The sequence below is a fragment of the Amycolatopsis sp. NPDC052450 genome (assembly GCF_044547565.1).
Classification (GTDB): Bacteria; Actinomycetota; Actinomycetes; order Mycobacteriales; family Pseudonocardiaceae; genus Amycolatopsis.
The window spans coordinates 48,950-65,995 of record NZ_JBIUAQ010000017.1; the positions used below are offsets into that span (position 1 = coordinate 48,950).

The 17,046-nt window shown below is 68.2% G+C and carries 16 protein-coding genes; 5 read left to right on the forward strand and 11 right to left on the reverse strand.

The genetic code is table 11. The annotated features are described in order from the left end of the window. Window positions 1-2 precede the first annotated feature (2 nt). Window positions 3-539 (reverse strand): hypothetical protein, encoded by a 537-nt coding sequence (locus ACIHAO_RS25935; RefSeq protein ID WP_396561955.1) that lies wholly within the window; start codon window positions 537-539, stop codon window positions 3-5. Then, window positions 536-1,693 carry an ImmA/IrrE family metallo-endopeptidase gene (locus tag ACIHAO_RS25940; RefSeq protein WP_396561956.1) on the reverse strand — a complete coding sequence of 386 codons (1,158 nt, stop codon included), beginning with the start codon at window positions 1,691-1,693 and terminating at the stop codon, window positions 536-538. The genes ACIHAO_RS25935 and ACIHAO_RS25940 overlap by 4 nt, the downstream gene beginning before the upstream one ends. Window positions 1,694-1,722: 29 nt before the next feature. Between ACIHAO_RS25940 and ACIHAO_RS25945 the strand changes: the two genes are divergently transcribed. Next, entirely contained in the window at window positions 1,723-2,079 is a 357-nt protein-coding gene (locus ACIHAO_RS25945; RefSeq protein ID WP_396561958.1) for a DoxX family protein, read from the forward strand. 255 nt (window positions 2,080-2,334) lie between these two features. Next, complete coding sequence (locus tag ACIHAO_RS25950; protein ID WP_396561960.1) at window positions 2,335-3,153, forward strand: phosphoribosyltransferase; 819 nt, start codon at window positions 2,335-2,337, stop codon at window positions 3,151-3,153. A gap of 57 nt (window positions 3,154-3,210) precedes the next feature. Here ACIHAO_RS25950 and ACIHAO_RS25955 read toward each other — a convergent pair whose 3' ends face one another. From ACIHAO_RS25955 to ACIHAO_RS25965, 3 genes are all read right to left on the reverse strand, one after another. Further along, on the reverse strand, window positions 3,211-6,027 hold the full coding sequence (locus ACIHAO_RS25955) for a vitamin B12-dependent ribonucleotide reductase (protein ID WP_396561962.1): 2,817 nt from the start codon (window positions 6,025-6,027) through the stop codon (window positions 3,211-3,213). Between the two features lie 34 nt (window positions 6,028-6,061). After that, complete coding sequence (gene nrdR / locus ACIHAO_RS25960) at window positions 6,062-6,550, reverse strand: transcriptional regulator NrdR (RefSeq protein WP_034311932.1); 489 nt, start codon at window positions 6,548-6,550, stop codon at window positions 6,062-6,064. A 301-nt stretch (window positions 6,551-6,851) separates the two neighbouring features. Further along, window positions 6,852-7,211, reverse strand: coding sequence for a LysM peptidoglycan-binding domain-containing protein (locus ACIHAO_RS25965; RefSeq protein ID WP_396561965.1), 360 nt, complete (start codon window positions 7,209-7,211; stop codon window positions 6,852-6,854). A 454-nt stretch (window positions 7,212-7,665) separates the two neighbouring features. Here ACIHAO_RS25965 and lexA point away from each other — a divergent pair, with 454 nt between their 5' ends. Next, a complete protein-coding gene (gene lexA / locus ACIHAO_RS25970; protein WP_125785377.1) occupies window positions 7,666-8,382 on the forward strand; it encodes a transcriptional repressor LexA in 717 nt (238 codons plus the stop codon). A 65-nt stretch (window positions 8,383-8,447) separates the two neighbouring features. Here the strand turns inward: lexA and ACIHAO_RS25975 are convergent, their stop codons facing one another. The 3 genes from ACIHAO_RS25975 to ACIHAO_RS25985 form a co-directional block, all read right to left on the reverse strand. Beyond that, on the reverse strand, window positions 8,448-9,461 hold the full coding sequence (locus ACIHAO_RS25975) for a hypothetical protein (protein WP_396561967.1): 1,014 nt from the start codon (window positions 9,459-9,461) through the stop codon (window positions 8,448-8,450). Between the two features lie 293 nt (window positions 9,462-9,754). After that, the gene (gene hflX / locus ACIHAO_RS25980) at window positions 9,755-11,188 is read right to left on the reverse strand and encodes a GTPase HflX (protein ID WP_396561969.1); all 1,434 of its coding nucleotides are present in this window, start codon (window positions 11,186-11,188) and stop codon (window positions 9,755-9,757) included. A gap of 43 nt (window positions 11,189-11,231) precedes the next feature. Beyond that, window positions 11,232-11,729 (reverse strand): ArsR/SmtB family transcription factor, encoded by a 498-nt coding sequence (locus tag ACIHAO_RS25985; RefSeq protein ID WP_396561971.1) that lies wholly within the window; start codon window positions 11,727-11,729, stop codon window positions 11,232-11,234. A gap of 60 nt (window positions 11,730-11,789) precedes the next feature. Between ACIHAO_RS25985 and ACIHAO_RS25990 the strand changes: the two genes are divergently transcribed. Beyond that, window positions 11,790-13,034 (forward strand): MFS transporter, encoded by a 1,245-nt coding sequence (locus ACIHAO_RS25990; protein ID WP_396561973.1) that lies wholly within the window; start codon window positions 11,790-11,792, stop codon window positions 13,032-13,034. Here ACIHAO_RS25990 and dapF read toward each other — a convergent pair. Genes dapF through ACIHAO_RS26005 form a run of 3 tightly spaced genes read right to left on the reverse strand, consistent with a single transcriptional unit; the run spans window position 13,031 to window position 15,454 of the window. Further along, window positions 13,031-13,855 (reverse strand): diaminopimelate epimerase, encoded by an 825-nt coding sequence (dapF, locus tag ACIHAO_RS25995; RefSeq protein WP_396561975.1) that lies wholly within the window; start codon window positions 13,853-13,855, stop codon window positions 13,031-13,033. The genes ACIHAO_RS25990 and dapF overlap by 4 nt on opposite strands. Before the next feature lie 10 nt (window positions 13,856-13,865). After that, window positions 13,866-14,768 carry a tRNA (adenosine(37)-N6)-dimethylallyltransferase MiaA gene (miaA, locus tag ACIHAO_RS26000; protein WP_396561976.1) on the reverse strand — a complete coding sequence of 301 codons (903 nt, stop codon included), beginning with the start codon at window positions 14,766-14,768 and terminating at the stop codon, window positions 13,866-13,868. Continuing rightward, window positions 14,765-15,454, reverse strand: a complete 690-nt coding sequence (locus ACIHAO_RS26005; protein ID WP_396561977.1) for a class III extradiol dioxygenase subunit B-like domain-containing protein — start codon at window positions 15,452-15,454, stop codon at window positions 14,765-14,767. The genes miaA and ACIHAO_RS26005 overlap by 4 nt, the downstream gene beginning before the upstream one ends. A 235-nt stretch (window positions 15,455-15,689) precedes the next feature. On the opposite strand from ACIHAO_RS26005, the gene ACIHAO_RS26010 reads away from it, so the two are divergent. After that, window positions 15,690-17,003, forward strand: coding sequence for a DUF349 domain-containing protein (locus ACIHAO_RS26010; protein WP_396561979.1), 1,314 nt, complete (start codon window positions 15,690-15,692; stop codon window positions 17,001-17,003). Window positions 17,004-17,046 lie beyond the last annotated feature (43 nt).

The window sequence follows — 17,046 nt, forward strand, 5'->3', positions numbered from 1 at the left end:
CCTCACAACAATCCCTGAACACGAGCCCACTCGCCGAACTCGGCGCCGGTGCAAGGTAGCCGCATGCCTGTGTCCCGGACCGAGTCGATGAGATTCCCGGCGGCGACCTCGGTCAACTTCCCGTCCCGGCAAGCCCGCGCCAGGAGCCAGATCGTTCCGTGCACCTCCAGGCCGTACCGCCTGGCCACCCGGATCGCGGCCTGGTCATCGGTTATCGCCGTGCAGTCCGCCGACTCCGCGATCGCGAAAACGCTGGCCTCACCCCGATCCCGCTCGCCCGCACCGATCCGCTCCGCCCATTTCACGAAACATTCGAGCTCGCGAATCGTGTCGAGCCGATGCACCTTGATCCATTCGAGCGCCAAAGCGTCCCGAAGGGCGGGGTGAGTTGCCGAGCCAAGACGCAGCTCCTCGATGACCACGTAAGTTGTCCGGCATTCGTCGGAGATCAGCAGGTCTCGAAGGACGTCCAGCCGATCGGCACGCGCGAAATGGTTCAAGCACATCGCGTCGAGAACCAGGGGACGAGAAACGGTCACGAGCCGCTACCCGTTTCGACCTCCGGCAGATCCTCGATTTCGATCTCTCCGTGCATGAGCTCGACGGCCCTCGCAGGCGTGACGAAGTGCTGCCGCAGAGCCTCCATCACCGCGTGGGCGTAAGCGGGAGGAACCCGTACTCCCTCGAGGTCTGGCTGCGGAACCCATCCGACGGCATCCCTGAGCTCCGCCCTCGTCGGGGCGTCGGAGAACCACTTCGTCATTCGCCCCCCGTCGAGCAGCCCGACGTGGCCCGCCTGACGGACGGTAAGCGACCACGACGTGCGGAAGACCGCGGACAGCTTGATCAGTTCGCCACGCAGATCGCTTTTCGTCACCTGTTCCAGCACACCGGACGGGAGCAGGAATTCCGCCGCGAACGCGTCGATGACACGTTCTCTGTCTTCACGAGACGTCGATACGCCGAGATCGGTCGAGTACTCGTCCCCCAGCACCAAGTGCCCCAACTCATGGGCGGCGGTCGCCCGGCGCCTGCCCGGGTCAGCCAGCCTGCTGACGACGGACACGCCGAAATCCCCATCCATCAGCGACGCCCCGTCGCCGGGAAGGTCCGACACGAGGACGTACTGCCCCGCTCGTTCACACTCCGCCATCAGCGTCCGGATCGGCTCTTGCCCGAGACCGTGCCTGCTCCTGAGCCACAAGGCGGCTTCACGCGCATCCTGCGGATCTGTGACGGTTCGGTCGTACACCACCGCCTTGCGCGGCTTGAGAAGGTCGAGGGAGATGACTTGGCGAAGGTCGTCCAGCCAGGCCATCAACTTGGCCTCCAGCCGGTAGGAATCCCTGGAAAGGGCACTGTCCGTGTCGTCGACCAGGCTGGTCCGCCGCGACAGCACCGCCGGCTGCTCGCGAAGGAAGTGCCCCATGGGCACCTTCAGCGCGGCAGCCAGCTTCGCCAGCTCGAGCGCATCGATCTGCCGTCCGCCGGACTCGATCTTGGCGATCTTCGTGCGCTCCAAACCGACAGCGCTCGCCAACTCGGCCTGCGACATGCCCGCCGCCAGCCTGCTCTCCCGGACGCGCTCGCCCACATCAGCCCATTCCACCGGACCAGTGTGGTGCGATTTTCGCACATTCGTCAAGTCGGAGGCCTGCCACCTGCGGAAATCGATTGCCCTGATCGCTGTCACGTTCCGGGCGCGCGCCTCGTCCAGTAGGCATGTCCACCGCATATCTCACCCTGGCCATCGTGATGATCGTGCTCAACGCCGGGATCGCCGCCGCCGACTTCGCGCGGGTCCCGTTCGTCCTGAAGAACTCCGCCGAGGTCGGCGTGCCTCAGTCCTGGATCCCGCCACTGGCCTCGCTGAAAGCCGCGGGCGCGGCCGGGCTACTGCTCGGCCTGCTCGGAGTGCCGTACATCGGGACCGCGGCGGCCGTCGGGCTCGTGCTGTTCTACGTCGGCGCGGTCCTCACCCACGTGCGTGCCCGCGTCCTCTACAACATCGCCTTCCCCGGCGGCATCCTCGCGCTGGCGGTGGCGACCTTCGTCCTCGATCTCGCTCAGACCAGGTAGGGAGCGAAGTGTTCGGCGACGACGTCCGCGACCGCCTCGCGGACGGCGTCTTCGGCGAGGATCGGGCGCGCGGGACCAACGCGCGCAGATCGTAGAGCCGGGAGACGGTGGACTTTCCCGCCGACTGGCCGCCGCAGATCCAGAGCGCCTGCTCGAGCGTGCCGAACGGGTCGACGATCTCTGACACGGATTCCCGTTCCTGGATCGGTCTTACGTGCCAAGCTTGAACGGTTCACGTACGCAGGGGGAGACACTGTGACAGCACCACGCTATCGGCCCGATCGCCGAGGGAAACACCTCGAAGACTGGCGACTGGAGCCTTCGGCTTCGGCTTGGTTCCTCGAATACCGCGGCATCCCGGCCACCACCGACCACGTACTCGGTGTCCTGCCCAGGGCCAGGAAGGCCGGGACACTGAAACACGACGCCGAATGGCCGTACCGGATCCGCATGGACTTCGAGCCCGACCGTTCGCTCAACGATTTCCTGGATTTCCTGAAGGAGGTTCTCGTCATCCAGATCGATCAGCAGGGTTTCGTCGACGCGGCGGTCGCGCTGGACTTCTACAGGCGGCCGGTCGAAGACGGATCGTCCGAAACCGTCCACACCGAGACGGCCGACCTGATCCGGCAGATCAAGAAGTACATCCCGGCAGAACAAGAAGAGAACAATCGTGCGGGACAGGCGTTGTGCGACTCTTTGAGCGATGTAGTGGTCCGGCACGAATGGTTCAACGAAGCCACTCGCATTCTTCCCGTCCCCGGCCACACCCGGAAGAAGCGCTGGGTCAGCGTCATGCTCGGCACACTCCTCTCTCAGGAACTCGGCATTCGGCTGACCACCGTCGAATCGAAGAGCGGGGACCGGAAACCCACCAAGAACATGACACTTGAGGAACGTAAAGCGTTGCTCCACGACTTCCGGATCGAGGAAGATCTCGAAGGCCGGACGGTTCTCGTTCTCGACGACATCTACCACACCGGCTACACGATGGCCGGTGTCGCCAACGCGGCCAAACGAGCAGGAGCGGCCACAGTCCTGGGCTTGGCCGCTGCCAGGAACCTCCGCCGCTAGACCGACGGCGAAAGCTGGGCGGGGACGACGAATCGCCATCCCCGCACAGCTCGTGAGCTAGCTACAGCCGGAGGTCGCTCCGCAGCCTTCACAGGCGTAGCAGGAACCGGCGGGCCGCATCTTGGTGCCGCAGGTCATGCAGAGCGGCGCGTCGGAAGCGGTGCCGAGGTTCAGTTCCACCAGTTCCGCCGTCGAATGCGCCACCTTGGCGGGAGCGCCGGTCGACGAGTCCACAGTGGACCGGAGCGCGTCGAGGTCGACGTTCTCCGGTTCCGCGGCGGGAGCGGCGCCGTAGCTCGCCTCGACCTGTGCCGAGCGCTCGTCGGCGGTGAAGATGCCGAGCTGCGACCGCTTCTCGTACGGCAGGTAATCCAGCGCCAGCCTGCGGAACAGGTAGTCCATGACGCTGGTGGCGATCCGGATGTCCGGGTCGTCGGTCATGCCGGCGGGCTCGAAGCGCAGGTTGGAGAACTTCGAAACGTAGAACTCCAGCGGGATCCCGTGCTGCAGGCCGACCGAGATCGACATCGAGAACGCGTCCATCACGCCCGACAGGGTCGAACCCTGCTTGCCGAGCTTCACGAAGATCTCGCCGAGCCCGTCGTCCGGGTACGAACCGGCGTGCAGGTAGCCCTCGGCGCCGCCGACGGTGAACGACACTGTCTGGCTCGGGCGCTTCTTCGGCAGGCGTTTGCGGACCGGCCGGTACTCGACGACCTTTTCGGCCTCGGGAGCGGCCTTCTCCTTCTTGCCGGTGGAGAGCGGCTGGCCGACCTTGCAGTTGTCGCGGTAGATCGCGAGTGCCTTGAGGCCGTACTTCCAGCCCTGGAAGTAGATCTCCTCGACCTCTTCGACGGTCGCCGACTCCGGCATGTTGACCGTCTTGGAGATCGCGCCGGACAGGAACGGCTGCACCGCGGCCATCATCCGGACGTGCCCCATCGGCGCGATGGACCGCTCCCCCACCGCGCAGTCGAACACCTCGTAGTGTTCCTGGCGCAGGCCGGGAGCGTCGACGACGTGTCCGTGCTGGGCGATGTACTCGACGATCGCTTCGATCTGTTCGCCCTGGTAGCCGAGCGCGGAGAGGGCGCGCGGGACGGTCTGGTTGACGATCTGCATCGAACCGCCGCCGACGAGCTTCTTGAACTTGACCAGCGAGAAGTCCGGCTCGATGCCGGTCGTGTCGCAGTCCATCATGAAGCCGATGGTGCCGGTGGGGGCGAGCACCGAGGCCTGCGCGTTGCGCCAGCCGCCTGCCTCGCCCAGTTCGATACCGCGCTTCCATTCCTGGGTCGCGAGCGCGCGGACCGCGGCGTCGTTCGCGTGGTAGGTCCGCACCAGTTCGTTGGCGGCGGCGTGCTTGCGCATGACCCGCTGGTGCGCCTCGGCGTTGCGCGCGTAGCCCTCGTACGGCCCGACGACCGCGGCGAGTTCGGCGGAACGCCGGTACGAAACGCCGGTCATCAGCGACGTGATCGCGGCGGCGAGCGCGCGGCCGCCATCGGAGTCGTACGCGTGCCCGAGCGCCATCAGCAGCGCGCCGAGGTTCGCGTAGCCGATGCCCAGCTGACGGAACTTACGGGTGGTGTCGCCGATCGCCTCGGTCGGGAAGTCGGCGAAGCAGATCGAGATGTCCATGGCGGTGATGACCAGCTCGACGGCCTTCGCGAACAGCGGCGCGTCGAAACCGCCGTCCTCGGTGGCGAACTTGAGCAGGTTCAGCGAGGCCAGGTTGCAGCTGGAGTTGTCCAGGTGCATGTACTCCGAACACGGGTTGGACGCGGTGATCCGGCCCGATTCGGGGCAGGTGTGCCAGTCGTTGATCGTGTCGTCGTACTGCAGCCCCGGATCGGCGCATTCCCAAGCGGCCTGCGCGATGGTGCGGAACAGCTTCTTGGCGTCGACGCGGTCGATGACCTCACCGCTCGTCCTGGACCGCAGGCCGAAGTCGCCCTGGGTCTCGACGGCCTGCATGAACTCGTCGGAGACACGGACCGAGTTGTTCGCGTTCTGGTACTGCACGGAGGTGATGTCCGAACCGGAGAGGTCCATGTCGAACCCGGCGTCGCGGAGGACCTTGATCTTCTCCTCTTCGCGGGCCTTGGTCTGCACGAACTCCTCGACGTCCGGATGGTCGACGTCGAGGACGACCATCTTCGCCGCGCGACGGGTGGCACCACCGGATTTGATGGTGCCCGCGGAGGCGTCGGCGCCGCGCATGAAGGAGACCGGACCGGACGCGGTGCCGCCGGAGGACAGCAGCTCACGCGAAGAACGGATGCGGGAGAGGTTCAGCCCGGCACCGGAGCCGCCCTTGAAGATCAGGCCCTCTTCGCGGTACCAGTTGAGGATCGACTCCATGGTGTCGTCGACCGAAAGGATGAAACACGCCGAGACCTGCTGCTTCGACGTCGTGCCGACGTTGAACCACACCGGCGAGTTGAAGCTGAACACCTGGTGCAGCAGCATCCAGGTCAGCTCGTGCTCGAAGACCTCGGCGTCGGCGGGGGTCGCGAAGTAGCCGTGTTCGCGGCCCGCGTTGACGTAGGAGTGGACGACGCGGTCGATCAGCTGCTTGAGGCTCTGCTCGCGCTGGGCCGAGCCGACGGCGCCACGGAAGTACTTGCTGGTGACGATGTTCGTCGCGTTGACCGACCAGAAGCCGGGGAACTCGACACCGCGTTGCTCGAAGTTGACCGTGCCGTCGCGCCAGTTCGTCATCACGACGTCCCGGTTCTCCCAGGTGACCTGGTCGTACGGGTGGACGCCCTCGGTGGTGAAGACCCGGCGCACGGTGAGCCCGCCCGCCTGCTTCTTCTTCCCACTCGTCCGCGCTGTGGCCGGGTTGCCTGTTCCCACGGTCTCGGTCATGGGTTTTTCCCTCACTCCCACGCGGGAGGCGGCTTCAGCCGTCTTTCGCGTCTTGATCGCTCTCGTCCGGTGTGGCAGCCATGGCCTCACGGAGGTCCGAGATCTCCTTCTCGAAGTCCTCGACCGAGGAGAAGGAGCGGTAGACACTGGCGAACCGGAGATAGGCGACGCCGTCGAGTTCGCGCAGGGGGCCCAGGATCGCCAGGCCGACCTCGTGACTCGGGATCTCCGCCAGCCCCGCCGACCGGATCGACTCCTCGACCCGCTGCGCCAGCTGCTGCAGCGCGTCGTCGTCGACCGGCCTGCCCTGACAGGCGCGGCGCACCCCCCGGACCACCTTGTCCCGGCTGAACTGCTCGGTGACCCCGGATCGTTTGACGACGGCGAGCACCATCGTCTCCGAAGTGGTGAAGCGACGGCCGCAAGCGGCGCACGAGCGCCTCCGCCGGATCGCTTGACCCTCATCCACCTCTCGGGAGTCGACGACCCGAGAGTCCGCATGCCGGCAGAACGGGCACCTCATCCGCCGATCACCTTCCCCTCCGCGCCGGCCGGTCCCGAGTGGACATCCGCCCCCGTCGCCACGCAACGACGGGAAAGATCGACATGTGGATCGATCTGTGGACATCCGGTGGGTGAACACCGGCCAGCTGTGGACAACTGGTACCGAGTCTACCCCAAGCTATGGACCAACTACAGCCATGTAACTACTACATATAGCGGTGGAGACTAGATCGCAGGTGGGACGCACGCAAGCGCAACGGCCAGGTCGATCAGACACGAACGGGGAGCTCACCCACAGCGGGTGAGAGCGGTCCTCCGGATCACCTCCCGCCCTCCGCGACCTCGGCCGCGACCGGGACCGTGAGCGGCAGCCCCGGCACGAGAACGGCGTTTTCCAGGGAGTTGAGCTCCTTGATCTTGGCCACGACCGCGCCGGTGTCACTGCCCGGTGCGAATCGCGTCGCGAGATCCGCCAGCGTCTCCCCCGCCGAAACGGACACCGTGGTGGTCCGTTCGGGTACCGCGGCCCCCGGGACACCGGCCAAGAACAGACCCAATCCGGTGATGACCCCGGCGACGAGCAAGGCCATCGCGACGAGCGACGGCCACCTGAGCGGAAGCCGCCTCGGCGCCGGGCACGCCGGAGAGGCGGTGGCGACACCGGGGCGACGGCCCGCCACGACCCGGGCCCTGGTCGGCGGACGCAAAGGTTCGGCACACCTGCCCCGAACCACCCGAACGGGCCTGGTCAACCCTGCCGGAACGGGCCCGGGTGAACTGGGCCGCGCCAGTCCTCGATCGGCCAGAATCGACATAGGAACCTCCTCGCAAGTCCTGCTGCGCTCGGCGCCGGGCCGCGGCCCGGCGATCAAGGTCGAACAGGCGTTCTATCGAACGCCCGTGCGAATGTGTACCACCTACCCCCGACAAAAATCGAGCGACACGGCGTGTCCATCGAACAGATGTTTGAAATCGTCGTCCCGGCGGGCTAACGTCGTTGACCAGGGCGTCTGCTGCGCGGACGCCGCCGGTGCCGTGGGCGGGAAGACCGTCCGCCACCGGCGAAAACACGCGAAGTCGGTCCGGGCGACCGGACGTACTGGGAGGCGACGCAGGAGATGAAGGAGCGATACGGTGGCTAAGGAGAGCAAGGCGGGGAACGCGCCTAGGGGCTCGGGTAAGGTGCGCGCCTTGCCCGAGGTCTACGAGGTGGACGAGACCCTGACCGTGCGGCAGCAGCAGGTGCTCGACGTGATCAAGCTGTGGGTGAGCCGGTTCGGCTACCCGCCGAGTGTGCGTGAGATCGGCGAGGCGGTCGGCTTGACCTCCACCTCTTCGGTGTCGCACCAGTTGCAGGCCCTGCAGCGCAAGGGTTATCTGCGACGCGACCCGAACCGTCCGCGTGCGGTGGGCGTGCTCGCCGCGACGGACGACAACCCGATGGGCATCGACGTCGAGCAGCCGCAGTCGGCCGCGAAGGCCGCGTACGTGCCGCTCGTCGGCCGGATCGCCGCCGGTGGGCCGGTGCTGGCGGAGCAGGCGATCGAAGACGTCTTCCCGCTGCCGAGGGAGATCGTCGGTGAGGGTGAGCTCTTCCTGCTCAGCGTCACCGGTGACTCGATGATCAACGCCGCCATCACCGACGGCGACTGGGTCGTCGTGCGCCAGCAGCCCACCGCCGACCCCGGTGAGATCGTGGCCGCGATGATCGACGGCGAGGCGACGGTCAAGACGTTCAAGCGCAAGGACGGCCACATCTGGCTGATGCCGCACAACGAGGCGTACGAACCCATCCCGGGTGACGACGCCACGATCCTCGGCAAGGTCGTCGCCGTTCTTCGCAGGCTGTAGCCCGGAGCCGGAGCAAGCCGGGATCCCGGGTCGCGGAGACCCGGGTCAGGCTCGGCAAGCTTCGGTCAGGCTCGGCGTTTGCGGAGCCTGCCGACCAGCAGGAAACCGCCGATCACGACGATCGCGGCGATACCGACCTGCACGTAGGGGAAGCCGGTTCCCTGGCCCGTGCCACCGGCCGCGGCCGTGCCACCCGACGTGCTGCCCTCGGATTTGGCCGCGTCCACGGCGAGTGCCGCCGCGCCCTTCACCGCACGGATCTGCTCTCCGACGCCCTCCCCGCCGGACAACAGGGTCCCGTCCGGATCGAAGGCGAGCGCCTCGCCCTGTTTCTCGTTCGGCAGCGGCACCCGCACGGGCTCGCGCTGCAGCGCGCTCTTCAGGTCTCCGTCGGTGACGGCGTAGAGATAAGCGTCGGTGTAGGTGCGCAACGCGACCACCGAGCCGTCGGCCATCGACGCCGCGCCGGTCACCGTCATCGAACCGATCGATCCGGCGGGCCCGCCCTGCGTCGAGGTCTCCTTGATCTGCAGGGAACCCACGTTCTCCAGCGGAGTCGGCCCGGGACTGGTGAGCGGCCCTGTCGGCCGGTACAGCTTGGAGCTGCCGAAGAAGTCCTTGGTGATCAGGTACGGCGTGCCCGAACGGTCCATGATCAACGCTTCGACGTCGTGCTGCCCGTCGGGATACGTGAGCCGGTGCAACGTCGCTTTGCCTTGCGGCGTCAGCGAGATCAGCGCGACCGTGTCCCGCCGCTTGCGGTTGTCGCCGGTGTCGGAAAGCCAGAAGGTGCCGTCGGCGGTGCGGGCGAGATCCTCGGGATCGTACGGGTCCGTCGCGGCCGAGATGACCTTCTGGACCTTGCAGTCGCGGCCGAGGACGAAGACCTGCGTCTTGGTGCCGCCGTCGTTGAGGGCGTAGAGGTGCTCGCCGTCGGAAACGAGGCCGGAAAGCTCGCTGAGCCGGGAATCGCCGTTCTTGCACACCGGCTGCGGAGCCGGGACCTCCTGCGCCACGGCGGGTGTCGTCCCGCCGATGAACGCCGCCAGCGCGACCGCGGTCGCGACAATCCCCCGCACATCCACCTCCGTACCGTGGAACCCCTGAAGCCCCACACTACGGAGACGTCCGGGACGGCGCGCAGTTCGGTCGGAACGCCGAGATGGGGCGGAATGTCGCGAAGGCCACTTTCAGCGGCGAGCGCGGTGCCCCGAATGTGGCATTGGGGTCACCCGACGTCCCCAATGCCACATTCGGGGCGCCTTTGCCTTCCGACCGGCGCCCGTGTCGGAGGCTTGCGCACGCAGAACGCAGTGAAGGCTCCCTTCATCGCGTCCAGCGCGATGAAGGGAGCCTTCATGTACTTGCTTGCTTACAGAGCCGAGCCGTTCGTCTGGAAGTCGCTCAGCGCCGCGGCCAGTTCGGGCCTGCCGCGGACGACCAGGCGCGTACCGGTCTCGACGTGCTCTTCCTCCAGCACCTCGCCGTCGGCGTGGGCGCGGGAGACGAGTTCGCCTCGCGAGTACGGGATCAGCACCTCGACCACGATCTCCGGCCTCGGCAGCCGCTCCGCGATCACCTCGGCCAGCTCCGTGATCCCGGTGCCGGTCCGCGCCGACACCTGCACCGATCCGGCCATCTGGTGCCGCAACCGGGCCAGCGACACCTCGTCGGCGGCGTCGGCCTTGTTGATCACCAGCAGCTCCGGCGGCAGCGGCTCGGAACGGCGCTTCGTGATCTCGGCGAGCACTTCGCGCACCGCGTTGACCTGCTCTTCCGGCGTCGGGTCGGCACCGTCGACGACGTGGACGAGCAGATCGGCGCCGGCCGCCTCCTCCAGCGTCGACCGGAACGCGTCCACCAGCTGGTGCGGCAGGTGCCGGACGAAACCGACGGTGTCGGTCAGCGTGTAGGTGCGGCCGTCGGGGGTCTGTGCCCGTCGCGTCGTCGGATCCAGCGTGGCGAACAGCGCGTCCTCGACCAGCACTCCGGCGCCGGTCAGCGCGTTGAGCAGGCTCGACTTGCCGGCGTTGGTGTAGCCGACGATCGCGACGCTCGGCACCTCGTTGGCCACCCGGCGACCGCGTTTGGTCTCGCGGATGGTGTCCATCGCGGCGATCTCCCGGCGCAGCTTCGACACGCGCTTGCTGATCCGCCGCCGGTCGGTTTCGAGCTTCGTCTCACCGGGACCACGCAGACCGACACCACCGTTGGCTCCGCCCGCCCGGCCACCTGCCTGCCTGGACAGCGCCGCACCCCACCCGCGAAGCCGCGGGATCAAGTACTGCAGCTGGGCCAGCTCGACCTGCGCCTTGCCCTCCTTGGAGCGGGCGTGCTGCGCGAAGATGTCGAGGATCAGGGCGGTGCGGTCGATGACCTTCACCTTGACCTTCTCCTCCAGCTGGCGCAGCTGGCCTGGCGAAAGCTCGCCGTCGCAGATCACCGTGTCGGCGCCGGTGGCCACCACGATCTCACGCAGTTCCTTGACCTTGCCCGAGCCGATGTAGGTGGCGGGATCCGGGCGGATCCGCCGCTGCACCAGGCCTTCCAGTACCTCGGAGCCCGCCGTTTCGGCGAGCCGGGCGAGTTCGGCGAGCGAGGCCTCGGACTGGAGGGCGCTGCCCTCGGTCCACACACCGACCAGAACGACGCGCTCCAGGCGCAACTGCCGGTATTCGACCTCGGTGACATCCGCGAGTTCGGTGGACAGGCCCGCTACCCGGCGGAGCGAGGCGCGGTCCTCGAGCTCCAGTTCGCCGGTCGATGGGTCCATGTCGTTCAGATCGTTGTGTGTCAGTTCCGTCATCGTGCCTCCATGGTCCCACGTTTCGGTGGCGGGACCGAATTCATTACCTGCTGGGATACTTCGACAGGTAGATGGCCGTGCGTTTCGCGTCCGGGTCGACCGGCCGGGAGATGAAGTCGTCGACAAGCTCCATGAGCCGTGCTTCGAACTCCGCTATCTGCTCGTCCGGTACCTGGACGACCATGCGCGTCTGCTGCACCTCGTCGAATCCCACGTCGGCGATCTCGGCCAGGTAGGCCTCGAAGATCGCCTGATCGATCCCCCTGTCGCGGGAATCAAGATGCCAGGACAACCCGGTCGAGCGATACGGAATTTCTTTCGCGCCGCGCGTGCCGCGTCTCGACGGGAGCGCTTCGAGGAATCCGGTGTCGACGAGCTTGCGCACGTGGTGCAGCGTCGTCGCGGGGTCGCGATCGAGCCGTTCGGCGAGTTCCTTGTTGGTCAGCGCCTCCGAGTAGGTCAACCGGATGATGCGCAGCCTTATTCCGGAGGCCATGGCGGCGATCTCGGCCTCGGTGGCGGCACGTCGTTGAGTGGGCACGGAGACAGCCTAGAGCGAAAGTGATTGACACTTTCCAATCACTCGGGCCAAGGTGGCGTCGTGCGCAGAGACTCCCTCTTCTTCCACGCGGACTTCCGGCGGCTCTGGGCGGGCGATACGGCCAGCCAGGTGGGCGCCTTCGCCGGGCACACCGTGATCCCCCTGCTCGCGGCCACCGTGCTGGCCGCGACGCCGTTCCAGATGGGACTGCTGACCGCGGCCGAGACGATCGCGTTCCTGATCATCGGGCTGCCGGCCGGGGTGTGGGTGGACCGCATGCGGCGGCGGGCGCTGATGCTGCGGGCCGACTTCGTCCGCGCCGCGCTGCTGCTCACCATTCCGCTCGCCTGGTGGGCGGGGGTCCTGTCGCTGACGCAGCTGATCGTGGTCGCCACGCTCGTCGGCGTCGCGACGGTGTTCTTCGACGTCGCTTACCAGTCGTATCTGCCGTCGCTGGTCGGCCGGGAACATCTGCTGGAAGGCAACGCGAAACTCCAGGCCAGCCAGTCGGTCGCGTTCCTGACCGGACCGGGGATCGGCGGTGGGCTCGTCCAACTGGCGGGCGCGGCCAACGCCGTGCTGATGACCGGGGTGGGCTTTCTGACCTCCGCGCTGTGCCTGCTGCGGATCCGCACCGTCGAAGAAGTTCCCGAGCGGCATGAAGACGCGAAGCTGCTCCCCCAGATCGTCGAAGGACTGCGGTTCGTGTTCACCGACGCGGCCTTGCGCTCGATCGTCGCCTGCACCGCGACGGCCAACCTGGCCAACGGCGCCTTCACCACCGTCCAGATCCTGTTCCTGCACCGGGAACTCGGCCTGTCACCGGGGATCGTCGGCGTCGTACTGGCGACCGGCGGCGTGGGCGGGATCCTCGGGGCGATCCTGGCCGGACGGATCACCCGGCGGATCGGGCAAGCCCGCTCGATCTGGTTCGTCCCCTTGCTGACCTGGCCGTTCCAGTTGCTTCTCCCGCTCGCCGAGCCGGGCTGGCGGATCGTGCTGTTCCCCGCGGCGCTGGCGATCGCGGGGTTCGGGATCATCGTCTACAACGTCGCGCAGGTGTCCTACCGGCAGGCCGTCTGCCCGGACCGGCTGCTCGGCCGCATGAACGCCAGTGTGCGCTTCGTGGTGTGGGGCATGCTGCCGCTGGGCGGGCTGGTCGGCGGTGTCCTGGGTGAGGCGATCGGGATCCGGGGAACGCTGTGGTTCGCCGCGGTCGGCCAGACGGCCGCGCTGCTGTGGGTGGTCTTCTCGCCGATCCGGAAGCTTCGTGATCTGCCGCGCGAACCGATCGCGGTCGGCTAGACGAGTCCGGCCCACCAGGTTTCGTCGAGTTCGCCGCGGGCGACGATCTCGGCCGGCCCGGTCAGCGTGGACCCGCCGCGGCGCACCTCGACCACCACGCGGCCGCCGGGGATGTCGACGGTCGCTTCGCCGGTGTCGGTGCCCGCGAGGTGCAGGGCGGCGGCGACCGCGGCGACCGTGCCGGTGCCGCAGGACCGCGTCTCGCCGACGCCACGTTCGTGGACGCGCATCTTCAGCGCGTCCTCGCCCAGCAGGTTGATGAACTCGAGGTTCACGCCTTCCGGGAACACGTCGGAGTCGAAATCGGGCTGGTCGCGCAGGTCGAGCACGTCGACGTCGTCCTCGACGACCGACACCAGATGCGGGTTGCCGACGTTCACCGCGACACCGGAGAACGGCTTCCCGGCGACCACGGTGACCGAGGTGCCGGTGATGGTCGCGGGACCCATCTGCACGGTCACCGAACCGTCCGCGTGCATCCGGACCGGCCTGTCGCCGGCGCGGGTCCCGATGACGAAGTCGCGCTCGGCCACCAGCCCGGAGTCGACCAGGTGGCGCACGAAGACCCGGACGCCGTTGCCGCACATCTCGGCGATGGAACCGTCGGCGTTGCGGTAGTCCATGAACCATTCGCCGCCGGACTCGACATCCAGTGCGGACGAACGCACGATCCGGAGCACGCCGTCTGCCCCGAGACCGCGCTGACGGTCGCACAGTGCCGCCACTCGCGCCTCTGTCAGTTCGAGGCGGCCGTCGGGGTCGGGAAGCAGCACGAAATCGTTCTGTGTGCCGTGTCCCTTAAGGAATTCGATGCCGCCCATGGCCCCAAGGCTACTGGGCCGTCACCTCGAGGACGCGCTCGGCCAGCCGCTCCGAACCGCCGTCGAACCACTGGATGCGCTTGTCCCGCCGGAACCAGGAACGTTGCCTGCGCACGAACCTCCGGGTGGCCTGCGCGGTGGCCTCGGCGGCGGCCCGGAAGTCGCCGTCGCCGTCGATCGCGGCGATCACCTGCTGATAGCCCAACGCCCTCGAAGCGGTGAGCCCGTCACGAAGGCCTTGGCCCAGCAACGTCCGGACTTCGTCGACGAGACCGGTTTCGAACATGATCTCCACGCGGCGGTCGACGCGGGCGTCGAGTTCGGCGGGTTCGCGGTCGATGCCGATCAGGACCGTGTCGTAGCGGGCGGGCCCGGGTTTCGGCAGGTTCGCCGAGAACGGTTCCCCGGTGATCTCGATGACCTCCAGCGCGCGCACGATCCGGCGGGTGTTGGTCGGCAGGATGGCCGTGGCGGCAACGGGGTCGAGTCCGGTGAGCCGGGCGTGCATCGCGGCGACGCCGATTTCGTCGGCTTCGGCGGTCAGCCGGGCACGCACGTCCGGATCGGTGCCCGGGAACTTGAGGTCGTCGAGCACGGCTTGGACGTAGAGACCGGATCCGCCGGTGAGGATCGGCACGCGTCCGGCGTCGAGCAGTTCTTCGACGCGGGCGCGCGCGTCGCGCTGGTACGCGGCGACGGACGCCGTCTCGGTGACGTCGAGGACGTCCAGCAGATGGTGCGGCACATCTCGCCGCTCCTCGATGGTCGCTTTTGCCGTCCCGATGTCCATCCCCCGGTACAGCTGCAGCGCGTCCGCGTTGACCACCTCACCCCCGAGGGTGAGGGCGAGTTCGACCGCCAGCGCGGTCTTCCCGGACGCCGTCGGCCCGACGACCGCGACCGGCCGGATCACGCGTGCTCCCAGACCGCGACGTGGTAGGCGACGCCGAACGGCGCGGCCGAATAGAGGACCTCGGCGGTCCAGCCGTCGTCCGCCGCGAGACCGGCGAGGACCTGCCACGGCGCGCGGCCGCCCGCCCCGAGTTCGGCGGCGAAGTCCGGATCGAGCCCGGCCAGCGACCCGGCGTCGGCCTTGGCCAGCGCGTCGCGGATGCCCGCGTCGAAGTCTTCCGCCCGTTCGTCCTCGCCGCCGGGGGATCGCGGGCCGTGCCTGCTCGAACCGTCGCCGAGGACGAGCACCGCGGCGTGTTCCCCCAGTTCGCGGCCCAGCTGTTCGCACTGGCCGGACGGGGTTGCGGGATCGACGAGGCGGACCCGGACGGACGACGCGCCGCCCTGCTCGCGCAGCCAGCCGGCCACGAGCGCGGGCAACGGCAGCTCGGTTTCGGGTGCTGTCACCCGGCTGAGTGACACTCCGAGGTCGACGCCGAACCCGCGGAAGGTGCCACTCGCGTGTTCCGGCACTTCGGGCGCGCCCGAGGCCGCGCCGATGACGACCCAATCCGGCGAAGCGCTGGTCAGCCGCCTCGCGGCTTCAAGGCAGGCTTCGCGCAGCTCGGCGCATTCGTCCGCCGCTCCGGCGGCCAGTTCGGGAATGAGCAAGGGAGGTTGCGGGAGCACGGCGACACGGCGGATCACGGCCGCCGACGTTACCTTCCCCGCCTTCGAGCACCGGCAACCGACCGACACGGAGGGTCCACCGGAAGTAGGATCACTGCCCTCTGGTGGTTCATCCGGTTCCACGGTGGCCGCTGAACTGCTTGAATGCCGCAAGGGGTTGATGCCCCCGAAGCAAGACGGCAACGCATTACCCGGCCCCGTCGGTAGACGGGGCGCCCGCGCCAGCGGGCGTACAGGCGATAAGGAGCCTGCGATGGCCCAGGAGAACACGTCCACCGGTACCCCGGCACCGCACCCGGTACCGCACGCGCTCGGTGGCGGGCACCCCGCACCCCCCGTGCCGCCCGCCGAGCCCAGCCCGTCCGCTTGGGGCAGGGTCGACGACGAAGGAACGGTGTACGTCAACACGCCCGACGGCGAACGCGCGGTCGGGGTCTGGCAGGCCGGGAGCCCGGACGAGGGTCTGCTCCACTACGCGCGCCGCTTCGACGACCTGCGCACCGAGGTCGAGCTGCTGGAGACGCGACTGGAGTCCGGCGCGGGCGATCCGAAGCACGCGCTCGCCACGGCCACGCAGCTGCGCGACGGTCTCGCCGAAGCCGCCGTCGTCGGCGACATCGCCGCGCTGGGCGGCCGCATCGAGCAGGTCATCGCCCACGCCGAGAAGGCACTGGCCGCCGCCAAGCAGGAACGTGAAGAGGCCCGCGCGGCCGCCGTCCTGCGCAAGCAGGCCCTCGCCGACGAAGCCGAGAAACTCGCCGCGGAGTCGACTCAGTGGAAGGCCGCCGGCGACCGGCTGCGCGCCATCCTGGACGAGTGGAAGACCGTCAAGGGCGTCGACCGCAAGACCGACGACGAGCTGTGGAAGCGGTTCTCCAAGGCCCGTGAGGCGTTCAACCGCCGCCGTGGCTCGCACTTCGCCGAGCTCGACAAGCAGCGCGCGGGAGCCAAGAACCGCAAGGAAGAGCTGATCGCCGAGGCCGAAGCGCTCTCGGAATCCTCGGACTGGGGCGAGACGGCGGGTCGCTACAAGGACCTGATGACCGAGTGGAAGGCCGCCGGCCGCGCGCCCAAGGACAGCGACGAGGCGCTCTGGCAGCGTTTCCGCGCGGCGCAGGACAAGTTCTTCGCACGGCGGTCCTCGGTGTTCTCCGAGCGGGACGCCGAGTTCGCGACCAACGCGCAGCAGAAGGAAGAGCTGCTCGTCGAGGCCGAGAAGATCGACCCCGCGGCGAACCTCGAAGCGGCGAAGCAGCACATGCGGCGCATCCAGGACCAGTGGGACGAGATCGGCAAGGTCCCGCGCGAGCGCATCCGCGAACTGGACGGCCGCCTGAAGGCCGTGCAGGACGCGATCAAGTCGGCGGAGGACAGCAAGTGGCGGCGGACCGACCCCGAGGCGCAGGCCAGGGCGGCGCAGTTCCGCGAGCGCGTCGAGCAGTTCGAGTCGCAGGCGGCGAAGGCGCGTGCGACCGGCGACGAGCGTCGTGCGAAGAAGGCCGACGAGCAGGCCGCGCAGTGGCGTGAGTGGCTCGAAGCGGCGGAAGCGGCCATCGCGGACCGGTAGGTCTTCGGGGCTCTCTCGTGCAATGAAGGGGCCTTTCATAGCA